This is a genomic window from Gallintestinimicrobium propionicum (assembly GCF_025567525.1).
In the GTDB taxonomy this organism is placed as follows: Bacteria; Bacillota; Clostridia; order Lachnospirales; family Lachnospiraceae; genus Gallintestinimicrobium; species Gallintestinimicrobium propionicum.
Window position 1 is genome coordinate 38,578 of sequence record NZ_JAOQJY010000023.1, and the last position, 25,056, is coordinate 63,633.

At 41.1% G+C, this 25,056-nt stretch carries 29 protein-coding genes and 1 tRNA gene; 2 read left to right on the plus strand and 28 right to left on the minus strand.

Going from position 1 to position 25,056, the window contains the following annotated elements; genetic code table 11:
• Positions 1-242: 242 nt before the first annotated feature.
• From OCV62_RS14795 to OCV62_RS14830, 8 genes are all read right to left on the minus strand, one after another.
• The gene (locus OCV62_RS14795; RefSeq protein ID WP_262587627.1) at positions 243-1,142 is read right to left on the minus strand and encodes a flavin reductase family protein; all 900 of its coding nucleotides are present in this window, start codon (positions 1,140-1,142) and stop codon (positions 243-245) included.
• A complete protein-coding gene (locus OCV62_RS14800) occupies positions 1,135-1,542 on the minus strand; it encodes a Fur family transcriptional regulator (RefSeq protein ID WP_262587629.1) in 408 nt (135 codons plus the stop codon). The genes OCV62_RS14795 and OCV62_RS14800 overlap by 8 nt, the downstream gene beginning before the upstream one ends.
• Before the next feature lie 127 nt (positions 1,543-1,669).
• The gene (yaaA, locus tag OCV62_RS14805) at positions 1,670-2,419 is read right to left on the minus strand and encodes a peroxide stress protein YaaA (RefSeq protein ID WP_262587630.1); all 750 of its coding nucleotides are present in this window, start codon (positions 2,417-2,419) and stop codon (positions 1,670-1,672) included.
• Positions 2,419-2,874, minus strand: coding sequence for a thioredoxin-dependent thiol peroxidase (gene bcp, locus OCV62_RS14810; protein ID WP_262587632.1), 456 nt, complete (start codon positions 2,872-2,874; stop codon positions 2,419-2,421). Before bcp ends, yaaA begins: the two co-directional genes overlap by 1 nt.
• Before the next feature lie 3 nt (positions 2,875-2,877).
• Positions 2,878-3,087, minus strand: coding sequence for a DUF6219 family protein (locus tag OCV62_RS14815; RefSeq protein ID WP_007886125.1), 210 nt, complete (start codon positions 3,085-3,087; stop codon positions 2,878-2,880).
• A 264-nt stretch (positions 3,088-3,351) separates the two neighbouring features.
• On the minus strand, positions 3,352-4,125 hold the full coding sequence (locus tag OCV62_RS14820) for a DUF134 domain-containing protein (RefSeq protein ID WP_262587636.1): 774 nt from the start codon (positions 4,123-4,125) through the stop codon (positions 3,352-3,354).
• 23 nt (positions 4,126-4,148) lie between these two features.
• Entirely contained in the window at positions 4,149-4,433 is a 285-nt protein-coding gene (locus OCV62_RS14825; RefSeq protein ID WP_262587639.1) for a hypothetical protein, read from the minus strand.
• Positions 4,434-4,539: 106 nt separating this feature from the next.
• Positions 4,540-5,460: a hypothetical protein gene (locus OCV62_RS14830; RefSeq protein WP_178051919.1), complete on the minus strand. Its 921-nt coding sequence runs from the start codon at positions 5,458-5,460 to the stop codon at positions 4,540-4,542.
• A gap of 134 nt (positions 5,461-5,594) precedes the next feature.
• Here OCV62_RS14830 and OCV62_RS14835 point away from each other — a divergent pair, with 134 nt between their 5' ends.
• On the plus strand, positions 5,595-6,254 hold the full coding sequence (locus tag OCV62_RS14835) for a Crp/Fnr family transcriptional regulator (RefSeq protein WP_262587642.1): 660 nt from the start codon (positions 5,595-5,597) through the stop codon (positions 6,252-6,254).
• 117 nt (positions 6,255-6,371) lie between these two features.
• Here OCV62_RS14835 and OCV62_RS14840 read toward each other — a convergent pair whose 3' ends face one another.
• The 6 genes from OCV62_RS14840 to OCV62_RS14865 form a co-directional block, all read right to left on the minus strand.
• Entirely contained in the window at positions 6,372-8,063 is a 1,692-nt protein-coding gene (locus OCV62_RS14840; RefSeq protein WP_262587644.1) for an FAD-dependent oxidoreductase, read from the minus strand.
• Between the two features lies 1 nt (position 8,064).
• Positions 8,065-8,385 carry a rhodanese-like domain-containing protein gene (locus OCV62_RS14845; RefSeq protein WP_262587646.1) on the minus strand — a complete coding sequence of 107 codons (321 nt, stop codon included), beginning with the start codon at positions 8,383-8,385 and terminating at the stop codon, positions 8,065-8,067.
• A gap of 12 nt (positions 8,386-8,397) precedes the next feature.
• Positions 8,398-8,703: a thioredoxin gene (gene trxA, locus OCV62_RS14850; RefSeq protein ID WP_262587649.1), complete on the minus strand. Its 306-nt coding sequence runs from the start codon at positions 8,701-8,703 to the stop codon at positions 8,398-8,400.
• 88 nt (positions 8,704-8,791) lie between these two features.
• Positions 8,792-9,538 (minus strand): SDR family NAD(P)-dependent oxidoreductase, encoded by a 747-nt coding sequence (locus tag OCV62_RS14855; protein ID WP_262587652.1) that lies wholly within the window; start codon positions 9,536-9,538, stop codon positions 8,792-8,794.
• Between the two features lie 234 nt (positions 9,539-9,772).
• Positions 9,773-10,171: a hypothetical protein gene (locus tag OCV62_RS14860; protein WP_262587655.1), complete on the minus strand. Its 399-nt coding sequence runs from the start codon at positions 10,169-10,171 to the stop codon at positions 9,773-9,775.
• 38 nt (positions 10,172-10,209) lie between these two features.
• Positions 10,210-10,881, minus strand: a complete 672-nt coding sequence (locus tag OCV62_RS14865) for a hypothetical protein (protein WP_262587657.1) — start codon at positions 10,879-10,881, stop codon at positions 10,210-10,212.
• 114 nt (positions 10,882-10,995) lie between these two features.
• On the opposite strand from OCV62_RS14865, the gene OCV62_RS14870 reads away from it, so the two are divergent.
• Entirely contained in the window at positions 10,996-11,214 is a 219-nt protein-coding gene (locus tag OCV62_RS14870) for a helix-turn-helix domain-containing protein (protein WP_262587660.1), read from the plus strand.
• A 61-nt stretch (positions 11,215-11,275) separates the two neighbouring features.
• Here the strand turns inward: OCV62_RS14870 and OCV62_RS14875 are convergent, their stop codons facing one another.
• The 14 genes from OCV62_RS14875 to mnmE form a co-directional block, all read right to left on the minus strand.
• Positions 11,276-12,238, minus strand: a complete 963-nt coding sequence (locus tag OCV62_RS14875) for a replication initiator protein A (RefSeq protein WP_262587662.1) — start codon at positions 12,236-12,238, stop codon at positions 11,276-11,278.
• 63 nt (positions 12,239-12,301) lie between these two features.
• The gene (locus OCV62_RS14880; protein WP_262587664.1) at positions 12,302-13,210 is read right to left on the minus strand and encodes a ParB/RepB/Spo0J family partition protein; all 909 of its coding nucleotides are present in this window, start codon (positions 13,208-13,210) and stop codon (positions 12,302-12,304) included.
• 2 nt (positions 13,211-13,212) lie between these two features.
• Entirely contained in the window at positions 13,213-13,998 is a 786-nt protein-coding gene (locus OCV62_RS14885; RefSeq protein ID WP_262587666.1) for a ParA family protein, read from the minus strand.
• An 18-nt stretch (positions 13,999-14,016) separates the two neighbouring features.
• Positions 14,017-14,514, minus strand: coding sequence for a hypothetical protein (locus OCV62_RS14890; protein ID WP_262587668.1), 498 nt, complete (start codon positions 14,512-14,514; stop codon positions 14,017-14,019).
• Positions 14,474-14,881 (minus strand): ParB/RepB/Spo0J family partition protein, encoded by a 408-nt coding sequence (locus OCV62_RS14895; RefSeq protein ID WP_262587671.1) that lies wholly within the window; start codon positions 14,879-14,881, stop codon positions 14,474-14,476. The genes OCV62_RS14890 and OCV62_RS14895 overlap by 41 nt, the downstream gene beginning before the upstream one ends.
• 315 nt (positions 14,882-15,196) lie before the next feature.
• A tRNA-Arg gene (locus OCV62_RS14900) sits at positions 15,197-15,268 on the minus strand.
• A gap of 506 nt (positions 15,269-15,774) precedes the next feature.
• Positions 15,775-16,641, minus strand: a complete 867-nt coding sequence (locus OCV62_RS14905; RefSeq protein ID WP_317258853.1) for a DUF3881 family protein — start codon at positions 16,639-16,641, stop codon at positions 15,775-15,777.
• 60 nt (positions 16,642-16,701) lie between these two features.
• Complete coding sequence (gene serS / locus OCV62_RS14910) at positions 16,702-17,985, minus strand: serine--tRNA ligase (RefSeq protein WP_262587676.1); 1,284 nt, start codon at positions 17,983-17,985, stop codon at positions 16,702-16,704.
• A 12-nt stretch (positions 17,986-17,997) separates the two neighbouring features.
• The gene (locus OCV62_RS14915) at positions 17,998-18,507 is read right to left on the minus strand and encodes a DUF4446 family protein (protein ID WP_021914296.1); all 510 of its coding nucleotides are present in this window, start codon (positions 18,505-18,507) and stop codon (positions 17,998-18,000) included.
• Positions 18,508-18,563: 56 nt separating this feature from the next.
• Positions 18,564-19,463 carry a ParB/RepB/Spo0J family partition protein gene (locus OCV62_RS14920; RefSeq protein WP_021914297.1) on the minus strand — a complete coding sequence of 300 codons (900 nt, stop codon included), beginning with the start codon at positions 19,461-19,463 and terminating at the stop codon, positions 18,564-18,566.
• Positions 19,463-20,230: a ParA family protein gene (locus tag OCV62_RS14925; protein WP_021914298.1), complete on the minus strand. Its 768-nt coding sequence runs from the start codon at positions 20,228-20,230 to the stop codon at positions 19,463-19,465. Before OCV62_RS14925 ends, OCV62_RS14920 begins: the two co-directional genes overlap by 1 nt.
• A 353-nt stretch (positions 20,231-20,583) precedes the next feature.
• Positions 20,584-21,300 carry a 16S rRNA (guanine(527)-N(7))-methyltransferase RsmG gene (gene rsmG / locus OCV62_RS14930; protein WP_262587680.1) on the minus strand — a complete coding sequence of 239 codons (717 nt, stop codon included), beginning with the start codon at positions 21,298-21,300 and terminating at the stop codon, positions 20,584-20,586.
• A 24-nt stretch (positions 21,301-21,324) separates the two neighbouring features.
• On the minus strand, positions 21,325-23,262 hold the full coding sequence (mnmG, locus tag OCV62_RS14935; RefSeq protein ID WP_262587683.1) for a tRNA uridine-5-carboxymethylaminomethyl(34) synthesis enzyme MnmG: 1,938 nt from the start codon (positions 23,260-23,262) through the stop codon (positions 21,325-21,327).
• Positions 23,263-23,568: 306 nt separating this feature from the next.
• Positions 23,569-24,954 (minus strand): tRNA uridine-5-carboxymethylaminomethyl(34) synthesis GTPase MnmE, encoded by a 1,386-nt coding sequence (gene mnmE, locus OCV62_RS14940; protein ID WP_262587685.1) that lies wholly within the window; start codon positions 24,952-24,954, stop codon positions 23,569-23,571.
• Between the last annotated feature and the right edge of the window lie 102 nt (positions 24,955-25,056).

Here is a 25,056-nt window from a genome sequence, read left to right on the forward strand (position 1 = left end):
ATAAATTTTACAATTAAAACCAGCTCTTTATTCTTTTCTTAATCTTTTTTTCCCAGTATACCGTTTTGGCTTTCTTGTCACACTTCCTGTAAATTCCTATGTATAGACTTCTCGTATATATATTTTACCCCATACTTTTTCCAAAGGCACTGACTTCTCAACCCTTAATTTTCATCTCTGCTATTATACGTTCTTCCCTCTGTCTCTCTTCACAATAATCCCAGAAGTCTTTCAATGCTTCCTCATCCGATTTCCACGGCAATGGTATGGGATCTGTATAACTGTTCATTCTTAAAAACTACTCTGTCTGCTTCCTTCTGTTTTATCTCTCCAAGTATTCCTTCAGCTTCGCTTTCTGTAAGCTTTCCAGCCTCACTTAATTTCTTGATCCTTATTGACTGCGAAAGCGATGGCGTACATTGGGTTGCCTCCATTGCATCAATAATTTCTTGCTGTTCTTTCTTTTTCAGATAAGATAACTGCACCGCCGGGGTAAATCCCATTGATCCGTCATCCACCTTATCCAATAGAGCCGGTATCAGTTCTGTCATTTTGATATAACGCTGGACCTGCTTTGCACTGTCTCCACAAAGTTCTCCGATCACATCAATACTTCTCTTTCCTGTATTGTGGTCAACTTGACCACAATTCTTTCTGCCTGCTTTCTTTTTAATAGCATCATATTTCATCTTGTAGGCATATGCTACTGAAGGAACATTGCTTAAAACTTCCATATCGGTTATCTCACCGATAAACATCGTATGTGAACCCAAGTCCTCTGTTTTAGTAACTGTCACAGAAATGTATGCTTTTGTACCTTCTGTAATATAATAAATACCATTTGTGCCCCTGGCACACTGCTCAAATGCTTCAAACTTATTGGTATCTCTTCCTGATTGGAAGCCAAAATGTTTGAACAATTTAAACTGTGCCTTCTGACTTAAGACTGATACAGTAAATTTTCCGGTTCTTTGAATCATATCATGCGTGTAATTTGCCTTGTTGACGCAGATGCTTAACTGGTTCGGCTCTGAAGCTGCCTGAATGGCTGTATTAATAATACATCCATTGTCTTTTCCGTCTTCCCTGGCAGTCAGCACGAACAATCCATAACTCAGCTTATACATTGCTTTCCTATCCATATTTTTCCTCCTTTACCTTCTCTCTGCATTTCGGGCAAATGCCTTTAAATGAAATATCATAATCCACAAATTCAATTCCATGAGTGTTATGAATTCTTTCCAGCAAATCCGGTATTTGATCCATATCCACATCAAAAATTTCACCGCACTTTATACATTTTACATGGTAATGATTTTTCAATGTAAAATCAAATCGGTTCGGTCCATTCGGAACTTCAACCTTTCTTAATGCACCTTCCTCTACCAATATATCAAGATTTCTATATACAGTTCCTTTTCCGATTGTAGGATATGCTTCTTTTATAAATTCATACACTTCATTTGCCGTAACGTGTCTTCTCATTTCGTATACGGCATTTCTTACAAGATCTTTTTGAATGGTATTTCTCCTACTTGTCATTTGTGCTCCTTATTAGGATTAATTCTTAATAAGAATTATATACCACAATTATTCTGTTGTCAGCAAAAATAGTAATAATTCCCATTATTATAAAAGATGCCCAGTTTGGCATCTTTTATCTGAATAACTATTTTATTTTGCGTTCAAATACATATTCTGAATCTGAAGATAAATCAGACCTAAACGAATATCCGAGTCTGTCAAATTTCTGAATCTCCACCGGATTTTCAATATTATTTTCCGCTATGAATCTGACCATTTCACCACGAGCCATCTTGGCATAGGTACCTTTTGTTACCAATTTATCTCCGGATAACTCACAAAATACAATCGTAATATATCTGTCCTGTGATGTCAGATATTTTTCTATACATTTTGAGTATTCTTTTGATGCAAGATTAATGATAATCCTGCTGTCATCGATCACAGAGCGGTATAACAAGTCTTCCCAAAACTCATACAGATTTTTTACATCTCCAATGTCTGCTTTTGCCTGCATTTCAAGACGATAAGGCGTCACTCCATCCATCGGTTTCAGAACCCCATAAAATGCAGACAATATTCTTAAATGATTTTGCAGATACTCAAACTGCTGGATTTCAAACACAGATGGTGCCATATATTGAAATGCAATCCCTTCATATGCTAAAACAGCCGGAGTAAGTCTGTTATAAAGATCCATATTTTCCAATCTGTCAAAGTTCTGCTCTGCAATCTTGTCATTACATTTCCAGATAGCTTTCAGTTCCTCTTTTGATTTGCTTTTCATCCAGCTCAATATCTCTGCTGTCTTATCAATAAAGGCAGGCAGTTCAACCGGTGCTATGTTATCTGTATCTGCAATCATCTTTTTTGCAGGTGACAATATAATCTTCATCAATTTAATTCCTTAAGCATATTTTCAGGATCATCTGCCGCCTTGACTTTATCATTTGCCTTTATAATGATTCCCTGCTCGTCAATAAGATATGTGGTTCTTACCACACCCATAGAAACCTTGCCATAGTTTTTCTTTTCTTTCCATACATCATATGCTTCGATCACCTTGCGCTCCGGATCTGCCAAAAGCGTAAATGCCAATCCATATTTTTCCTCAAATTTCTTGTGAGAGGCTACAGAATCCTTACTGACTCCAAGGATCACCGCACCTTTCTCGGTGAATTGTGGATAACGCTCTGAAAAACCACATGCCTGCTTCGTGCATCCTGCCGTATTATCCTTTGGGTAAAAATATAAAATTACTTTTTTACCTAAATAATCACTTAATTTATGCATTTCTCCATTCTGATCCGGCAATTCAAAATCCGGTGCTTTTGTTCCTATCTCTAACATTTACTATTCCTCTGCTTCTGTATTTTCTACCTGTTTTCTTGTTCTCTTATTACCTGAAATCATTTTATGTCCCGTATACATGGACATGATCATACATATAAGAGTGCTGCATGCAAAATACTTATGACCTGATTTAGAGCCTTTATATCCAGTATAAAAAGTTCCAATCATAGTAATTAACGCTCCGATTGACCAATATTTATGTGCTTTCATTTTATACCTCCAAATTGATTAAGCTGTTTCCAAAATAAATATCTCTGGATCATTAACAATATTATACCTTCCATTCATCACTTTCTACAAGTAAGAAAAGAAAAATACTCAATCCATGTAGAGATCGATGCAGCATTCACAGTTTTTAACTGCCTTATTGAAAATGTAATCTGCCATCTTATCAAATAATACAAAAGGATGTATCACGATAATTCTCCCATTACCTTGACGCATCCTTTCGTATTGTATTTTTTGCTATTCTTCTTAATGACAGCTATGGTTTCCACATCCATGTTCACCACATGTATGTCCCTCTCCACGGCTGTGCTCATGTTGAGAACACTTCACATCTGGATTATAATCAAGTGTATCATTGATAAAAGCTTCTACTGCTTTATCTGCATCTCCTGAAACTCCGCCAAAAAGCTTAATGCCTGCTGCCGCTAACGCAGTCTGGGCACCTCCTCCGATTCCGCCGCAGATCAAAACATCGGCATTTAATGCATTAAGAACTCCTGCCAATGCACCATGTCCGCTTCCATTCGTATCTACTACTTCTGAATGTACCACTTTTCCTTCCTCTACATCATAGATCTTAAATGTCTCTGTGTGTCCAAAATGCTGGAAAATCTGTCCATCTTCATATGTTACTGCTATTCTCATGATACCTTCTCCTTTTTTCACTGCATATTTTTGGTAAATCTCCTGCTTGTAACAGCCTCCAAGGCTACAGTTGCTGCTCTGACCATCACAGATCCTAAAATCCCCGCCCTCGATTCTGAGCGGATGTCCATCTATGAGTGCATCTGCTATTTTCTTCCTGGCAATCTCGTAAATCCGTTGAACCGTTGTTCTTGCGACTTGCATAGATGCTGCACACTGCTCCTGACTATAACCTTTCTTGTCCAAAAGGCGGATAGTTTCATACTCATCCACGGTCAAAACAATCGGTGTGTGTTTCTCAGTACCATCTGCCGGAAGGAATTCTAAAACATTTGGGAAATGGCAGACTTTTCTGCATTTTACTGGTCTCGGCATAAACTGCTCCTTTCTCGCTTTTCTTATATGATGTTTAGAATTTCCTCAGTTGTTCGAATAATTTCTTTTTGTTTTTCTTTCATTGTTATAGATTTGCTTTCTTCTTCAGATAACAAAGAGTAAAGGTGAATGGTATTAGCATGATGCCATATCTCATCGCAAATTTTATCAATTTCATCAACACTCTGAAATGCCTGTTCTGTTTGTATTTGCAAGTGTTCTCGTTCCTCTTCCAGATGATTCATCCGTTCTTGTAACTGATCCCTTTCTTTCTGCAATTGATCACGCTGTGCTTGCAGTTGATCCATTTGTATTTTAATTTCGCTCATCTTTTCTTTCTGTCTCCGCATAAACATCATCAAATATACAACTATGAATGCAAATAATAGTGTTATATACAGCATAAACTTCTCCTCACGACACATATATTTTGACGGTTTTCCGCAAATCAACTATCGATAATGGCATAGAAAGAACGGTTAGTTTCCCAGGATCCTTTTTAATTTCAACAGCATCAGGATTGCCTGTGATTAAAATTACAGGTGTTGTCCTGTCAGCACGCCATGGCTGATTCGGTTGTCTCGTCATATCTTCGGTAACAATCCAAAGATCCGGCTTATGTTTGCCTAATTTTGTTTTAGTGCTTTCCGGTGTGTAAAACAGCATGATCTGCTCTGAAATAAACTGCAATGCTTCGTTTAATCCTTTTGCGTAGCGTTCATTGCCACAGATCAGTGCGATAATAGAAGCATCTTTCTTTTTTTGTGTTACCTGAATAAAATCCAAAACTGGTGTATTATAGAGACTAAAATCTTTTTCCAAATTAACTTTATCATAATAACTCTTTGCTGCCTTGCACATTCTCAGACAAAACTGTTCTATGTCTATACGAATATCGATTCCGTTCTCCTGTACGTTCGTGCTGTCCAACTGACAAACAGACATTCCACAGTTTAATCCAAGATGAAAGCGTATATTATTTTCATCATTCAAAAATCCTTTATTTTGATGAAGATATTCACACCGAAGCTGCCAACATCGTTCTCCGCAAATATATGGCTTTTCATCGGATTGAGATAGTTTAAAGTAGTCACCTGCATATTCATCAAACCAGCGGATATACTGGGTTCCCACATCACGGGTCGGATTCTTTTGCCGATCCAGCATAACCCGGCCATCTCGATAATGTTTAACAATTTCCGGGAAAGCAATCCCTCCACAAATATCTGGCAAAGTCAATGCCAGTGCCAGTGCAGACTGCCATCGTCTATCTAAAATATTCAGTTCTATTTCTTCAATTCGATCTAAAAATGTAAAACTGACATCTCCCCGCATTATTTATCCCCCCCGCATATTTACAACTGTCATGTACTATAGTCAGTATATTTTTATTTATGGCATATGTCAATTATGTAATTGACGCATCTTAAAAAGGTAAGTATACTATGTTCATAAAGGAGATAACTGTTATGAGCTTCGAAAATTATTTTCCACTATGGAATGACTTGAATACAGCACAAAAAATACTAATTTCAGATAGTTTGATCACGCAGCATGTGAAAAAAGGAACGATCATTCACAATGGGAACATGGATTGTACCGGATTATTACTGGTTAAATCCGGGCAGCTTAGAACTTACATACTTTCAGATGAAGGACGGGAGATCACACTTTACCGTCTGTTTGAAATGGATATGTGTCTTTTATCCGCCTCATGTATCATGCGGTCCATTCAATTTGAAGTAACCATTGAAGCAGAAAAAGATACTGATCTTTGGATCATCCCTGCTGAAATCTATAAGGGCATCATGAAGGAATCTGCTCCTGTCGCAAACTATACCAATGAGTTAATGGCTACCCGTTTTTCTGATGTCATGTGGCTGATTGAACAAATCATGTGGAAGAGTCTTGATAAGCGTGTTGCTTCATTTCTTTTAGAAGAGACCTCTATCGAAGGAACAAATGAACTGAAAATCACTCACGAAACTATTGCCAATCATCTTGGTTCCCACAGGGAAGTTATCACTCGAATGCTTCGCTACTTTCAAAGTGAGGGTCTCGTCAAACTCTCCCGTGGCAAAATCACCATCCTTAATTCAAAAAGGCTGGAAACACTGCAAAGATCATAAAACTGTTTTTCTGTAACATTTAAAGAATCCTCCATTTATCAGAATTATGAAAGTCATTCTAATAAATGGGGGATCTTTTTATACTACAGGAAAATTATAAAAATATTTTGTTTATTTCTAATAATCCATGCCACATGCATATGCCCCTTCGATCAGCGCACAATCATTGACCACTGCATCATAGAAGCGGAATCCGCCGGAGAAGTTGTACGTTTCATAACCGTTTCCTTCCAGAATACGACTGGCAATGTAACTGCGCAGTCCACTCTGGCATATCAGATAAACAGGCTTTTCCTTCTCAACTTCATTGATGCGTTCCCTCAGTTCATCTACAGGAATATTTTTGAATCCATCCACATGGCCCCTGTTAAATTCACCTACAGTTCTCACATCCAGCAACACCACATCTTTATCTTTAGAAATCTTGTCCATATCTTCCAGATGCCATTGTTTTAAGATACCTTTTGCTATATTGTCTATCATGAATCCAGCCATATTTACAGGATCCTTGGCAGAGGAATAAGGTGGTGCATATGCAAGGTCCAGATCTTTCAGCTGGGTTGCCTTCAGCCCTGCATGAATTGCTGTTGCCAGCACATCAATACGTTTATCAACTCCTTCATATCCAATAATCTGAGCACCAAGCAAACGATAAGTCTCTTTTTCAAAAACCACCTTCATGGTCATCACTTTTCCACCAGGATAGTAACCGGCATGACTCATAGGAGAAAGGATTACGGTATCTACCTCCAATCCTGACTTTTTGGCTTTGGTTTCATTGATACCTGTAGTGGCTGCTGTCATATCAAACACTTTGATAACGGAGCTTGCCTGACTGCCCAGGTAACGACTATCACCGCCACAAATATTATCAGCGATGATCCTGCCCTGTTTATTGGCTGGTCCAGCCAAAGAGATCAATGCATCATCACCAGTAACATAGTGCTTTACCTGAACTGCATCACCCGCAGCATAAATATCCGGTACAGAAGTTTCCATCCTTTCATTCACTACAATACTTCCCTTGATGCCAAGTTCCAGACCGGCTTTTTTTGCTAATGCTGTGTCCGGTGTAACTCCGATCGCCAATACCACCATATCAGCTTGGAGAGATGGATTATCTTTGAGCAGCACCTCTACTCCATTATCTTTTTCTTTAAATCCTTCTACTGTATAACCCAGTACCAGTTTTATCCCATGCTTTCTCATTTCATTATGGATCATGGATGCCATATCCGGATCAAAAGGATTCATCAGCTGCTTAGGCCGTTGGACAATTGTAACATCCATGCCAAGCTCCCTCAAATTTTCTGCCAGTTCCAGACCAATAAAGCCACCACCTGCCAATAAGGCAGATTTTGGATGATTATTATTGATATATTCCTTTATCTGAAAAGTATCTTCTACAGTACGAAGTGTAAAAAGTTTATCAATGCCTGCTCCAGGAAGTCTCGGCTGTGTTGGCTTTGCACCTGGAGAGAGGATCAGCTTATCATAGTTTTCTTCAAATATCTCACCGTTTTCCAAATTTTTCACCGAAACCGTTTTACGGTCCGGATGTATGGAAATAACTTCATGATGTATTTTCATATTGACATGGAAACGTTTAAAAAAGCTCTCTGGTGTCTGTAGGGTAAGTTCTTCCGGATCTGTAATCACGTCTCCAATATAATATGGAAGCCCACAATTCGCATAGGATATATATCCGGATCTTTCAAACACAGTAATTTCTGCATGTTCATCCAGTCTGCGTATTCTTGCTGCGGCTGTAGCTCCTCCGGCTACACCGCCTACGATTACTACCTTCATCTTATTTTTCTATCTTTCCTGTATAAGCAGCAATGCCACCGATATTCTTTACTTTCGTATATCCCATGTGCTGTAGCATACCAGTTGCCTGACGACTCCGGGCTCCTGAATAACAATATACAAATAATGGGATATCTTTATTTTTCACCACAGAAACAACATTGTTCAGTTGCTGTAACGGCATATTTTTACTTTCTGGTATATGCCCTTCCTGATATTCCTGTAGGGTACGAACATCCAGTAGAATTGCACCAGCAGTCGAACTATATTCCTCTATCCCTTGATTGATATCTGCCTGTTTAAAAAAATCTAAAAGACCCATAAACACATCTCCTTAAATCATTGTTAGAATGGCCTCCTTGGGTCTTGCACCCGAAACCTGTTGAACAATCTTTCCATTCTTCATCACCACCAAAGTCGGGATACTCATAATACCAAATTCACTTGCCAGTTCAGGCTGCTCATCCACATTGATCTTTCCAACTTTGATATCCGGACGTTCACTTGCAATCTCTTCTATGATAGGAACTACCATACGACAGGGAGCGCACCAGGAAGCCCAAAAATCTAAAAGGACAGGTTTATCAGTATTCATTACTTCGTTCTGAAAATTATTTTTATTGATATTAATTGCAGACATTTTACAATCCTCCTATCTTTTCTTTGTGATTTTATTATAGTCTGAATTTCATTTCTGTTCCGTGATGATATCACCATACTACATTGTCTTAACTTCTTGCCATACCGTCTACACTTAAGATAACACCTGTAATATAACTCGCTTCATCTGAAGCAAGAAACACAAATGCATTGGCAATATCTTCTGGCTGCCCAAGACGACGCAATGGGATTCTTTCAATCATCGGTTCGATAACTTCCTTTGGCACAGCTTTCATCATATCAGTCTCTGTAATACCTGGTGCAACTGCATTAACACGAATCCCTTTAGGACCAAGTTCTCTTGCCAAAGATACCGTCAAACCGTTTACTGCAAATTTTGATGCAGGATAAGCAAATCCACTTGGCTGTCCAGAAATACTCACCATAGAGGATGTTGAAAGAATTACACCATTACCTTTTGCCACCATACATTCTGCAGCTACACGAGTTGTATTGAATACACCTTTTACATTTAAATCCATGACCTTATCAAAAGTCTCCTCTGTATAATTCATGAATGGGGTATTTTCTGAAATTCCCGCATTATTTACCAAAATATCCACACATCCATATTTTCCAGTTACCTCTTTGAAAGCATTCCTGACAGACTCCATACTTTCCAGATTTGGACTGATTCCATCGATTATTGCGTTAGGATACTTTTCTTTCAGTTCAGTTACAGCATTATCTGCAGATTTCTGAGTACTTGCTGCTAAAATGACAGTAGCCCCTTCTTTCAAAAATTTATCAGCTGTAGCAAAACCGATACCACGACTTCCACCTGTAATAATTGCAACTTTATCTTTTAATCTCATTCCAAATACCTCCTTACTTAATTTGTGATTATATTATAAATATAAAATTACCTGTTTTCCGTGATATCATCACGCAATAATTGATTCATTTACAGCAAAAAATAAGAACCACCTTTCTGCCTTGATCTTGGTGGTTCTTTGTGTCATATATGAAATTTCTAAGAGTCTTAATAAAGAGATACACAAGATTAGTAGCAACGAGCTACTTGCTTTCTTTATTTTGTCACAATTTTTTTATGTGCCTAATATTTTTTCAAACCATGTATCTACTGCAAAGATAAACTTATCTGCATCCTTCCGTTCACCCAGCATTTCCTGCAAGGATTTATGGTGTACATATTTCTCCACATACACCCAGCAGGCAATACCGCTGGCCTCTGTGATAATATCTGCGAATATCTTCTGCATACTCATCTCTAAACCTGCTACTTCTTCTGCAGAAGCAATATCATAAAGATTCGGTCTTTGAAAATCGCTGTCTCTGCAGTGTTCACGGATTTCATCCATTTCTGATTTTACTTTTTCACGCACTTCTTCCGGAAGCTTCATATACTCCCAAATAAACGAAACCACATCCGCTGATGTGTCTTTTTTCATTGGCGGTAACTGTATGTAATCATTCTTTTCTCCCATATTTCATTCTCCCACGATACTTTCTATTTTTTATTATTTTAAGGATTGTATACCAAGTATACAATATCCCTATTGTTTTCCTGCTCATGATCAATATGAAGCCAAAAGTCATCTATGCTGCATTTTGTTATTGTGGATGATATCGGGTAAATATCCTCTGTCTCCATATTCATGAGCACATCACAATGATAAGTCCAGTCTTTTTCAAATCCAGTAGGCCAAAGTGCATCCGCAACTTTTTTGAAGCATTCCTGACAAAGCTGAGCAGATACTCTCTCAGGATCTAATATTGAGTTATCTCCATAAGTTAGTGTAACCGTTGCAGTATGCCGGATCGGATCACTTGCCACCATCCAGCTGCATTCATTCGCTCCATGCGTATTGATATTCGTGCTAAATCCGCTTGGTTCTTCTTCAATCCTTCCTCTGTCGTCATATTCATATACATTGGTGTCTGCAATATTCCATGTATTCAGGCAGACCAGCGCAATGCATCCATCCTTTTTATAATAATCAAAAATTCCGGGACGATTGGAACCACATAAAAAGCAGTTATCCTTGTCCGTCATTGAAACAACGTCTTCATTCTCCACCCTCGAAATTTCCTGATCTAATGTTTCAATCTCAGGTTCAGTCATGACCGTTCCTGATTCACATCCACATAACAGCATACCACCGATAAATATAGGCAGAAATTTAAGAATACTCATACTGCACCCCTGTTTACTGTATGGGATAACTGAATAGTTAGGCATTATTCAGTGAATTACTATTTACAGCCTCATTATATATAATAGCCCTATAAAAGTAAAGGAGATGAGCCTGTGGACTACGGAAGGTTAGAACTGAATATTGACCGCATTCTGAAGGAGAGAGGCATCTCCAAAAATCAGATATGTCGGGATTTGGATATACCAAGAACCAACTTTAACAGATACTGCAACAACAATTTTCATCGTCTGGATGCCGGCCTGATCTGCAAATTATGCCACTATCTGGATATTGAAGTCGGTGAACTGATCACATATAAGAGGGCAGACTAAACGGCATCTGACCGCGATACTCATTCTTACAATCAACTTCAAGACATTTTCTTTCTGTCCTTTATCTTCCACTCACGACAAACTGGGGCATGTCATGGTTAACCTCTGCCTGATAGTACCCGCTGATTGTACTGGGTGCATTGAACAACGCAGCCAGCAGATATTTTTTGATATTGTGAACTTTTGTGGTGTTCGTCCTCATACAATCCATGGCATATTGAACATGAGCACTGGTCAGTTTCAGAAATTTACTTCTGACCAGTTCTGCCGGATACTCGTTTGATGCAACAACAACAGTTTTATTTTTACAAAGCACCGTTTCCAGAATCAGGTCAAAGATACCTTCCAGCAATTCCCTGTCATACGGATATCTCTCAAGCAGGATTTCAAAATCCAGATTTTCCCTGATAAGTTCTGTGTATGCTTCCACTTCTGATCCCATCCCATCATTTCCTGATACGATATGATTAGATTCAGATTTACTTAACTCAGTATTATTTATATTAGTCTTATTAGTGTGTAATTTTTTCACTTCTTGATGTGTAAATTCTTCACTTCTTGACATGTCATTTTTACACTTCAAGACGTGTAAATTCTTCACTTCTGAAATTGCTGTTTTTTCATCAGAAGTGTAATTTTTACATTTCTGGAAATCCTGTATCACGAATTGTTTCAAATAGATCATGGTTGGTTTGCCCTGTCCCTGACGCTTCTTTTCTATCAAACCAATTCCGGCATCTGTATCCAATTCTTTCATAATGGATATCGCCTTTTTGTTGCTACATCCAAGAGCTTCCATAATGTCATCCAATGAATAATATATGTACGCACGTCCTTCCTCGTCCAGCCATTGGTTTTTCATGGATAATGACATCCGATCCAGCATCAACCCGTATAACACCTTAGCCTCCACTGATATTTTTTTGAAATACTCTTCTGTAAATAAGAGCTTTGGTATTTTATAAAATGAATACTGCTCTGCTTCCCTGCCATAAAAATATGAGAGCGTTATTCTGTCCTTCATCCTGTTCTCCTTCCTGTTCCAGAAGTGCGTTTTTTACACTTCTGGAACATGTTGTCTATATTATTATTCCTGCGCCTGCTGTGTGCTCCACTGCTCCAACAATTGAATAATTACATTCTCACGATCCTTTGCGGAGTAGTGTGGTGGGAAATACTTATCAAGCTTCTTCTCTGATAAAGATACCTTTGCCGCTGTGCTCTTCTTTGGGAGTGCTTCATTTAATATGGTAATTATCATGTGCTGTGAGGCATTGGATAAATTTGAATGATTCTTTAATGCTTCAACCTGCACTGGTTTTAAGAAACCATTTTCCTTGAAATATTCATACACCCATTTTTGTACCTGCACATCTAAGTAAGATAAATCTACTGCTATGACCAAACCTAATTTTTTATTATCTATACACTCCAACAATTCCGGAATTAGTTCTGTAAGCCTAATATATCTTTGTATGCTTCTTGCACTATCACCTACTTGCAATGCCAATTCTTGATCTGATCTTAAATGTGTGCCATTGTGGCACGCATTTTCTTTTGTAGGTCTTCCGGCTGTTCTCTTCATCGCTTCAAGCTTCATTTTATACGCAAAGGCTTTTTCACTTGGCATTATCTCTTCCCTTTGAATATTTGCATCCACCATTTTTATAATGGCTTCATCATCTGACATTTCCTTTACAATAGCCGGAATCTTGCTAAGGCCAACGATACCAGCTGCATGCAATCTGCGGTGTCCGGATATCATTTCATAATCACCATTTTTATCTGGTCTCACAATTACCGGATTTAATATGCCATTCTCCCTGATACTTTCAACCAACATATCCATTCTTTCATCATCCAGCACTTTGAACGGATGATTTGGAAATGCATGGATTCTTCCAAGTTCTATTTCCTGTGTGCCGGCAATCTCCGGTACTCCCAGTAATTCATCAACTGTCTGTAATTTTATTTTTCCTGCAACTCTTCCTGCCATGTTCACTCTGCCTCCTTTAATACCTCTTTTGTTAATGCCATATAGGCAAATGCCGCTTTTCCTTTTGGATCATATGAATAAATACTTCCACCCTCAACACTGACTTCTGATGCCCTGACTGACATTGGAATTCCTGTTGCAAACACCTTAATTGATGCAGAATATGTATCATATACCATTAGGGAAATATCCCTGGCATAATTCGTTCTGTTATCTACCATAGTAAGAAGAATTCCCTCTATTCTAAGCTTTGGATTCAGCTGCTTCTTAACCCTTCCAATTGTTTTAATCAATTGTTGCAATCCTTTAACCGGAAGATATGCTGCCTGCACAGGGATCAATACGGAATCTGCACAAGCCAACGCGTTAATAGTCATCATTCCAAGAGATGGCATACAATCTATAATGATAAAATCATAAAATTCCCTTAATCTCTCAACAAGTGACCTCATAATCAGTTCCCTGCTCATTTCGTTTACCAAAGATACCTCAATCGCTGATAATTCTATATTGGTCGGTATCAGATCCACACCTTCCTTATGATGAAGGATTGTTTTTTCCATGTTCAGTTTTTCATCATTCACAATATTTAGCATCAGCGTTGCAAGAGAATACTCCATTTCATCCGGTTCCTCATACCCTAAACTAATTGTGAGACTGCCCTGCGGATCTGCATCTATCAGAAGAACCTTTTTTCCTTCCTGTGCCAGTCCGATTCCTAAATTCACGCACGATACCGTTTTTCCAACTCCACCTTTTTGATTTGATACTGCTATGACCTTACACATATTCTGTTCCTCCTGTCCTTAAATCCAGTTACTGTTTCTCCATGATTTCAATATTTCTAATATCTCTCTTCGCATCTGTTCTGATGTATAAGTTGATGGGAAGAAACGGTATAACTGCTCATTTTTAAATATCACCCTATCAGTTTTCTTCTGCTTAACCTCTCCAAGAATCCCTTCTATTTCTGCTTCTGTCAGCTTTCCGGATTCACTCAGTTTTTTCATCCGGATGGCTTGTGAAAGTGATGGTGTGCATTGGGTAGAATCAATTGCATTCATTATTTCCTGCTGTTCTTTCTTTTTTAAGTAGGACAACTGTACTGCTGGGGTAAATCCCATTGTTCCATCATCCACTTTATCCAACAATGCCGGTATCAATTCTGTTATTTTGATATAACGCTGCACCTGCTTCGCACTGTCACCACAAAGTTCTCCGATTACGTCAATACTCCTCTTTCCTGTATTGTGGTCAACTTGACTACAATTCTTTCTGCCTGCCTTTTTTTTTGATTGCATCATATTTCATCTTATAGGCATAGGCCTTTTCACTTGGTGTAATCTGCTCTCTCTGCAAATTGGAATCGACCATGATCACGACTGCTTCATCATCTTGCAACATACGAATGATTACTGGGATTTTCTTATATCCCAGCTTCTCAGCCGCATATTTTCTTCTGTGGCCAGAAATAATTTCGTAGTAGCCTTCAATCTTTGGACGAACAATCAATGGATTCAGTACACCATACTTTTTTATGCTGTCCTGCAGCTCAATCATCTGACTGTCTCCGATCACTTTAAATGGATGATTTGGAAATGCTCTTAATCGTTCCATTTCAATCTCAACAACTTTTTCATCCGGATCTCTTACATCCGTTTTTTTATCCATAAGCTATCCTCCTCCAAAATATCTGTAACGAAAAAAATCCGCCCAGAATAGATTCTTAGTCTAATCTGAGCGGATAGATCCGTCAGGCCTGTTTTGTTCAGGCAAGAAAACCATATTTACATTCATTGACACCCCAATCCTTATCCTACGCTGTAGTTATCTCCGTTCGGTGCCAGGATTGAATTATTGCATTGGTGCCCGTTAAGAAATTTCGGTGCTCAATATCTGCGTTTAAGTGTTCTCTCGGTGCTCACGAGCACCGGAAAAAAGAAAAAGCAGCAATGAGCTTTTACGATCATTGCTGCAAAAAATGCACGTTCCCAGGGGGAATCGAACCCTCAATTAGTGCTTAGGAGGCGCTTGTTATATCCATTTAACTATGGGAACAAATGCCGTATTTTCGGGCTTTTCAGCCTTTTCGGTCACGGCGACCAACTTTATGAACTCAATCACTTTCGTGATGAATCATCTGATTTCTTATTTCGACATTTCTATATGCCATTGTTCAAATCGGACTCTTTGTTACCACCTTTTTAAGTTCCACGGCTTTAACTATGGTTACTTCTTAGGAGGACCCCGTTATATCCATTTAACTACGAGAACAAATGCCGTATTTTCAAGCTTTTCAGCCTGTTTCGGTTACGGTGACCTTCTTTATGAAATCAATCACTTTTGTGATGAATCATCGGTTTTCTTATTTCGACATTTCTATATGCCACAGTTCAAATCGAACTCTTAGTTATCGCCTTTTACTCACTCACGGCTTTAACCATGGTTGCTTCTTAGAAGTAACACCTATTCGATTCGTCACACAAAAAACAGTTCCATAAACAAATTTATTATACAGAAATTATCTGTACAAGTCAAATACTTTACGCTGTCCGTGAACTCTTCTACGACTTTTCCGGGAAATTCACCTGTCCCTGCAACCACACGCTGCCCTTGAAGCGGCGTCCGACAGCAGGTTCGCCCAGCAGATCAATGCTGTTGATTGCAACCTTTAAATTCAGGTCGTTGCAACACAGGGTCAGAATATGTACCTTTTCGCCCGTCAGTCCGTTGGTTACAAGCTTCATATCCGTGATTTCACCCAGAACAGAATACTGGTCACATTCCACACCATACGGCATGAAATACGTATCTACAAGACTGAAAATATCGGCTTTTTGAATTTTTCTGGAAATGGACGTGTAGGTGTCCATATCTTCTAACGTCAGGCTTTCCATCGCTTCTTCATCGCCGCCGCGTGCAGCCTGAATCAGACGGTTTCTCTGCACCGCGTCCTTAGCGATCTTCTTTTTCTGCCATTCCGTCTTCTGAATCGGCATCATGATCGTTCCCTGACAGGAAAGTGCGGAAAGGTTCAGAGAAGTGCCCTTTGCCGGGATCTTGCCCTCTCCCTGCAACTTCAGATAAGAAATCATATTTTGCAGGTAAAAAATCAGGGAAACACCAACCTTCGGATCGTCGCAAATTCCCGCATAGGACTCCTTCGCTGCGTGGCGCTCGATTGAGATATCCTCTGCTGTACTGACAAGATCGGAGCGCAGGTACGGAAGATAATAATCGAAACTGTACGTATCGTCCTCATCAAATTCTCCGCACACTGCTATTCCGATATCTTCGGCGAAATTCCTGTCAAATTCTGCAACCAGCGTCTTTTTCCCAACGGTCGTATAGCTGCGCTCATCCGCATGAATAATGATATCCCGGATCAGCTTTTGAACCTGTTTCTTTTCTGTATACTGACTGAATCCCACTGCTCTCAAAAATTTGTGCAAGAATCTCACCTCACTTTTTGTTTATTTTAGTTTACATAATTATTTTTTGCGAATTTCTTTCATTCCGCCCATGTAAGGCTGCAGCACTTCAGGAATTCTGACAGAGCCGTCTGGCTGCAGGTTATTCTCCAGGAAAGCAATCAGCATTCTCGGAGGCGCTACTACTGTATTATTCAGTGTATGTGCAAAGTATTTTCCGTTTTCACCATTTACACGGATCTTCAGTCTTCTTGCCTGCGCATCGCCCAGGTTGGAGCAGCTGCCAACTTCGAAATACTTCTTCTGTCTCGGGGACCATGCTTCTACGTCTACAGATTTCACTTTCAGGTCAGCCAGGTCACCGGAGCAGCATTCCAAGGTTCTTACCGGAATATCCATGCTTCTGAACAGATCTACAGTGTTCTGCCACAGCTTGTCAAACCACATCTTGGAATCTTCAGGCTTGCACACAACGATCATTTCCTGCTTTTCGAACTGATGGATTCTGTATACGCCTCTCTCTTCCAGACCGTGTGCGCCTTTTTCCTTACGGAAGCAAGGAGAATAGCTGGTCAGAGTCTTAGGCAGCTCTTCTTCCGGAATAATTGTGTCGATAAATTTACCGATCATAGAATGCTCGGAAGTACCGATCAGGTAAAGATCTTCGCCTTCGATCTTGTACATCATAGCGTCCATTTCTGCAAAGCTCATAACGCCTGTTACAACATTGCTTCTGATCATGAAAGGAGGTACACAGTAGGTAAAGCCTCTGTTAATCATGAAATCTCTTGCATATGCGATAACCGCGGAATGCAGTCTTGCGATATCGCCCATCAGATAGTAGAAACCGTTTCCTGCAACCTTTCTTGCGCTGTCTAAGTCAATACCGTCAAAGCTCTCCATGATCTCTGTATGATAAGGAATTTCGAAATCCGGAACAACCGGCTCGCCATATCTCTGAACCTCTACGTTCTCGGTATCGTTTTTACCGATCGGAACAGAAGGATCGATAATGTTGGGGATGGTCATCATGATTTTCAGGATTCTTGCCTGCAGCTCTTCTTCCTGTGTTTCCAACTCAGAAAGTCTCTTTGCATCTGCATTGACCTGTTCCTTCATCGCCATGGCTTCTTCTTTCTTACCCTGGCCCATCAGTTTACCGATTTCTTTGGAAATCTTATTTCTGTTGGCGCGCAGATCATCTGCTTCTTTCTGTGCAGTTCTGCTCTGTGCATCCAGCTCGATTACTTCATCTACCAGCGGAAGCTTTTCATCCTGGAATTTTTTCCGGATATTTTCTTTTACCACTTCCGGATTTTCTCTTAAAAATTTGATATCGATCATGACTCTTCCTCCTTAAAATCCAATCGCCATATTCAGCGCTTTTCTTTCTTCTTCACCAAGGGCGATTTCACATTCGCCGTTTTTGATTTCCTTCGTGTAGGTATAGCAGCCGTCACTGCTGTGTACGGAATTTAAAATAAATCCGCTGTTTCTCTCATTCAGCATGCACAGGCAAAAGCTCAGATTACCGCCCATCTGGTTATAGGCATCGTATTTTACCAGTCCGGCCTTCTGATAACAGAATTCCAGTTTTTTCAGGATATTGCGGATGTCCTTTCGATTCTTCTCGCTCTCGCTTTTGATAAATTTATTATCCTCAAACAGAGCGATAATATCCTTTTCCAGGCTCTTTCCGTCTTTGCCTTTCATAAATTTGTCGTACTTTTTCTTCAGCTTTTTGTACTTTGCAAACTGTACAATGATTAAAATCAGAAGAATCAGCAATACAACAAAAATTCCGATAAACAGCCACGCAATATCCAATCCTGCTATTCCGAGATATTCCATCAACGGGCTTGTCATTGTTTTTCTTTCCTTTCTTACGGTATTTCTGTAATTTGTCTTACCGTCTCACAATTTTAACCCGTGATCCGCTCCAGCAGGCGTTCCAGATCTTCATGATTATAAAATTCAATTTCTATCTTACCCGCGCCGTTCTGCTTTGCGCTCACAGATACTTTTGTGCTCAGACTCTGCTTCAACCGTTCAGAGATCTCCTGATAAATTGCCTGCAGCGTCTTATTTTCTTCCTTCGGCGGCTTCGGCGGCTTGTGCAGATCTTTTACCAGCTTTTCCACCTCGCGGACACTCAGCTTTTCATCAAAAATCTTCTGTGCGATCAGATACTGTTCTTCCGGATCTTCAATGCTGATCAGTGCTCTTGCATGTCCGGTGCTGATCATATCGTCCACTACCATCTTCTGTACTTCATCGCACAATTTGAGCAGACGCATGGAGTTTGTAACAGCTGTTCTGCTCTTGGAAACCCGCTCCGCTACTTCATCCTGCTTTAAATGAAACTCTGTCAGCAGTCTCTTATAAGCCTGTGCTTCTTCGATCGGATTTAAATCCTCTCTCTGAATATTTTCAATCAGAGAAATTTCAACTATTTCCTGATCTGTCAGCTCTCTGACGATAACCGGAACTTCTTTTAATCCGGCAATTTTGGCAGCTCTCCATCTGCGTTCTCCTGCGATGATCTCATAATAATCACCACGGTTCTGTACAAGAATCGGCTGCAGCATTCCGAATTGTTTTAAAGATTCCGCCAATTCCTGCAAGGAATCTTCATCAAAATTTTTACGGGGCTGCTCCCGATTCGGCTCTACCTTTGACAGCTTTACCATCAAAGTGCCGTCTTTTTCCTCCTCAGGTGATGAGGCGGTCGAAACTGTAGCATGCTTTACCTCTGACTCCATCATCACATTTGTCGGAATCAGAGAATCCAGTCCTTTTCCTAATCCTCTTTTCAACGCCATTATATACCCTTTCTCTTTATGACTTCATCCGCAAGTGCCATATAGCTCTCTGCTCCTGCTGACTTTGCATCATAAAGATTGATCGGCATTCCATAACTCGGTGCCTCTGCAAGTCGAATATTTCTGGGAATCATCGTCTTGTAAACCTTTTGATTCAGATGATCCTTGACATTTTCAACGACCTGCATCGAAAGATTTGTTCTCGCATCATACATGGTAAATACGATACCTTCGATATCCAGAGTCGGATTCAGACGTTCTCTTACCAGATTTACGGTATGGATCAGCTGACTCAATCCCTCCAGCGCATAGTATTCGCACTGAATCGGAACAAGAACTGTATCCGCTGTCGTCATCGCATTGATCGTCAGCATGCTGAGCGACGGCGGGCAATCGATGATAATAAAATCGTACTGATCTCGAATCCAGTCGATTTCATTTTTCAAAATGTACTCTTTTTTATCTACTCCAATCAGTTCAATCTCCGCTGCGGCAAGATTGACATTTGACGGAATAATTGAGACATTCTTAACAACATTCTTGATCAGACACTCTTCTACCGAACACTCACCAAGAATCAATTCATAAACTGTGTTTTCCAGTTCATTTTTTTCGACGCCGAATCCACTGGTCGTATTTCCCTGTGGATCCATGTCAATAACTAATACTTTTTTTCTTTTCGCCGCCAGACAGGCTGACAGATTGATCGCTGTCGTTGTTTTACCAACGCCGCCCTTCTGGTTAGCAATTGCTATTGCTCTCCCCATTGAAATTCATACACCTCGTGTCGTTTCACGACTTCTTCTCTTACCGTTTCAAATTCACATCATTTATTATAACATCAACATTTCAAGAATGCCATTGCTAATAGTTATAAATTTGTAAAAAGGAATGCACTTTTTTTCAGCAGTTCCGTTTTTTGACGTAAAAAGGAAATTTTCAATCTTACACTATATTCTTATTTCAGTCTAATCTTTGAAACGCACTACTGCTCCTCTCTTTCGCGGTATGTCTCTATTTTTTGTTCCGACTTGTCCGGTCAATGTTTCACGTGAAACATTTGAGGATTATAAAAAAGGAGATGTTTCACGTGAAACATCTTCCTCTCATGTTGACCAACTCAGACAATCGGCATCTTCGCCGGTGTACCTGCTTTTCTCGGATATTTTTTCGGCGTCTTCTTAATCTTATCAATCACAACCAGCGTTCTTCCCATATCTCCGCCCGGAAGCTGGAACTCGATCTTATCAGATATTTCTCCGCCAAGAAGATCGACCGCTTTCTGTGCCGCTTCAATTTCCGCCTCCGCTTTTTCTGCCTTATAAGGAATGAATTTACCGTTTTCTTTTACATAAGGAAGACACAGCTCAGAAAGCGTTGATAAATTTGCTACTGCTCTTGAAACACATAAATCGAAATGCTCTCTGAACTCTGGCTGTTTTGCATAGTCCTCTGCTCTGCCATGAAGCATCTGGATCTCACCTAATTCCAGCTTATCAGAAACCTCCTGTAAAAACTTCAATCGTTTTTGTAAAGAATCCAGTAAAGTCAGTCGAATCTGCGGAAATGCAATTTTCAACGGAATTCCCGGAAAACCTGCGCCGGTTCCGATATCGATAACGGAAACCGCCTCCGTCAGGATTTCCGGATAGGCACAAACAACCGTCAGACTATCGAAAAAATGCTTTTTCATTACATCTTTGTAATCTGTGATCGCCGTCAGATTCATTACTTCGTTCCATTCCACCAGAAGCTTATAATATTCCTCGAACTGCTGCTTCTGGACATCCGAAAGAACGATCCGTAATTCTTTTAATTCATTTTCAAATTGATCCATCCCGTACATAGAACATATGTTCTCCTATTCTTTCTTCAAATCGCGCATATGACTTTCATGCTCTAAATATACCAAAAGCACGGAAATATCTGCCGGGGAAACGCCGGAAATTCTGGAAGCCTGTCCAACCGATACCGGACGGAACGCTTTTAACTTCTGTCTTGCCTCCAGACGCAGGCTCGGAACCTCATCATAATCCATCCAATTCGGGATTTTATGCTTTTCCATCTTCTTGTACTGTTCTACCTGTCGCTTCTGGCGCTCAATATAACCTTCATATTTGATTTCGATTTCTACCTGCTCAATGACCTCTGCCGGTAAAAGCTTCCGATTCTGATCGATTTCTGCAAGCATTTCATAGGAAAGTTCCGGTCTGCACATCAACTCCGCCAGAGACGCTGCCGTCTTCAAAGGTGTACTGCCCATTTTCTCCAAAAACTTCTGATGCTCTGCCGATGCGCCGATCACAGTTTTTTTCAGACGATCCATCTCCTGTGTAATCATCTGTTCTTTCTGTTCCAGCCACTGCATCTGCTCTTCCGAAATCAGACCAGCCTCATAGCCCTTTCTGCGCAGACGCAGATCCGCATTGTCCTGGCGAAGCAGTAATCTGTATTCTGACCGCGAGGTCATCATCCGGTACGGTTCTGTATTTTCCTTCGTCACAAGGTCATCTACCAGAACGCCCAGATAGCCTTCCGAGCGGTCGATAATCATCGGCTCCCTGCCCTGACATTTCAGACCCGCATTGATTCCTGCAAGAATGCCCTGGGAAGCCGCTTCCTCATAGCCGCTGCTTCCATTGAACTGTCCTGCCGAAAAAAGCCCCTCAACATCCTTAAATTCCAACGTCGGGTACAGCTGTCTTGCGTCGATGCAATCATATTCAATCGCATATGCATTGCGCACGATCCGGCAGTTTTCCAGCCCTGGAACCGTCCGATACATGGCAAGCTGTACATCCTCCGGCAAAGAAGATGACATGCCACCGACATACATTTCATTTGTATAACGTCCCTCCGGCTCAAGAAAAACCTGATGGCGTTCTTTATCTGCAAATTTTACAACCTTATCCTCGATAGACGGACAATATCTCGGTCCCGTCCCTTCAATAATTCCCGCATAAATCGGAGAACGATCCAGGTTTGCCCGGATGATCTCATGCGTTTTTTCGTTCGTATAGGTCAACCAGCAGGAATCCTGATCAATCTGTACGCTTTCCGGGTCAGTAGAAAAGGAAAACGGCACAACCCTCGGATCTCCGAACTGCTCTTCCATCTTGGAAAAATCAATACTCCTTTTATCCATTCTCGCAGGCGTTCCCGTCTTGAAACGGCGCATTGCAATGCCCATTTCTTTCAGACTGTCTGTCAGGTGATTTGCCGCCTGCAGTCCGTTCGGCCCGGTATAGGTGATGGATTCTCCGCACAGGCAGCGTGCCTTTAAGTAGGTTCCGGTACACAAAATAACCGCTTTGGCTTCGTATACCGTTCCCGTAAATGTCCGCACACCACGGATTTTTTTTGTTGCACCGGCTTTTTCGGAAACCGTGTCTGAATCCACATCATCCCATAAAAGATCGCAGACTTCTGCCTGCTTGATAACCAGATGCTCCTGATTTTCCAGAATCTGCCGCATCCGTCTGCTGTATTCCGCTTTATCCGCCTGCGCCCGCAGCGAATGCACTGCAGGACCCTTCGACGCGTTGAGCATCTTTGACTGAATAAAGGTATGATCGATATTTTTTCCCATCTCGCCGCCGAGCGCATCCAGCTCCCGGACGAGATGTCCTTTCGAAGAACCGCCGATATTCGGATTGCACGGCATCAGCGCAATACTTTCCACGCTTACCGTAAAAATAACCGTTTCCAGTCCCATTCTCGCGCACGCCAGCGCCGCTTCACATCCGGCATGACCTGCCCCAATTACACATACATCAACTTTTTCTGTTATCTGAGCCATCTTTTCCGCCTTATTTTCTGTGCTTTTCTGCAATAGAATGCGCACCATATAACATTCCATTGTCCTAAACAATAGAATGCACGCTCTGCAAGCATTCTTTTGTCATGAATCATCGCATACTTTCTGCACCAATCATACACGAATCCTGCGTTTCCGGCAACTATTTCTGTGAGCAGTGCTCTACACCCCTGCTCACTGCCGCTGGTGAAAACCATTTACGAAACCTTTTCCCAGAGACTTTTCGCTGCCTGGCTTTTTCCAACTTCACAAAAATATCTCTTCAAGACTTTTCGACACCTGGTCAGATCATTTTCCCATGCAAAATTTGGAAAAAATCTCGTTTACCAGATCATCACCGACCTCTTCCCCGATAATCCGACCAAGGGACGCGTACGCGCTCATCAGGTCGATGGAATAGAAATCCTCCGGCATATCGTCTTCCAGGCTTTTCTGAACCATTTTCAGGCTGTCATACGCCTCGCAGAGGGCTTCTTTGTGGCGCATGCTCGTGATAACCACCTCGTCCTCCGAACGGATTTCTCCATGGAAAAACATCTGCTCCAGAAGCTGCTCAAATTCCTCGATTCCGGCATTTTTCTTTGCAGAAGTGCGGATCATGGAAACCTCCCTGCCGCCGAACGCCTCCTGCAAATCCGTTTTGCTGACAGCCGCTTCCAGATCTGATTTGTTAAGCAGTACGATGACCTTCTGATCCCGGATCATCTCAATAATCTGCCTGTCATTTTCATCCAGCGGGCGCGACGAGTCAACCACATACAGAATTAAATCTGCCTCTTTTGCATACTGCATCGCACGCTCTACACCGATTTTTTCCACGACATCATCCGTACTGCGGATTCCCGCCGTATCAATGATATTCAAACTGATTCCCTTTAACCGGATGGATTCCTCCAGGGCATCGCGCGTCGTGCCTGCGATATCCGTTACAATCGCGCGCTCTTCTCCGACCAACAGGTTTAACAGAGAAGATTTTCCAGCATTCGGCTTTCCGACAATGACGGTGCGGATGCCTTCTTTACGTAAAAGTCCGTCCTCTGCGGACGCGATCAGCTTTCCGATCTCTCCTAAAAGCTTCTGCGTGATTTTGCCGAGTTTTTCCGAATAGCCTTCTGTACTGATATGCTCCGGATCGTCTAACGCGGATTCGATAAATGCAATTTCATATAAAAGCGCCGCACGCAGGCTCTTCACTTTCTCTGCAACAGAGCCGCGCAGCTGTTTGATCGACGCCTGCATCGAAAACTGGTTTTTCGCCTGAATCAGATCCATAACCGCCTCAGCTTCGGATAAGTCGATTCTGCCGCTCAAAAACGCTCGTTTCGTAAATTCGCCCGGCTCCGCCATCCTCGCACCGGCATGCAGAACAGCCTCCAACACACGTTTGGTTAAAAGCACGCCGCCGTGGCAGTTGATCTCTACCGTATCCTCTGTCGTATAGCTTCTGGGTGCTTTCATGACAGAAACCATAACCTCATCCAGAATCGTTCCGTTTTCTTCGACAAAACCATAATGAATTGTATGCGTCTGCCAGTTTTTTAGTGTGTGTTCTTTCTTCTTATTGACCACAACCCGGTTCGCAACCGCAATCGCCTCCGGACCGCTAATGCGGATAATGCCGATTCCCGCATCAGACAACGCCGTTGCAATCGCCGCAATGGTATCTGATTTCATACTACCTCCATAAAAAAGAATGTGCCTTGGCACATTCTCGCGCCGAGGCGCGGTTGCTTTAGCAACCATCTACCCCTGCGCCGAGTGCGCATCCTCGCGGAG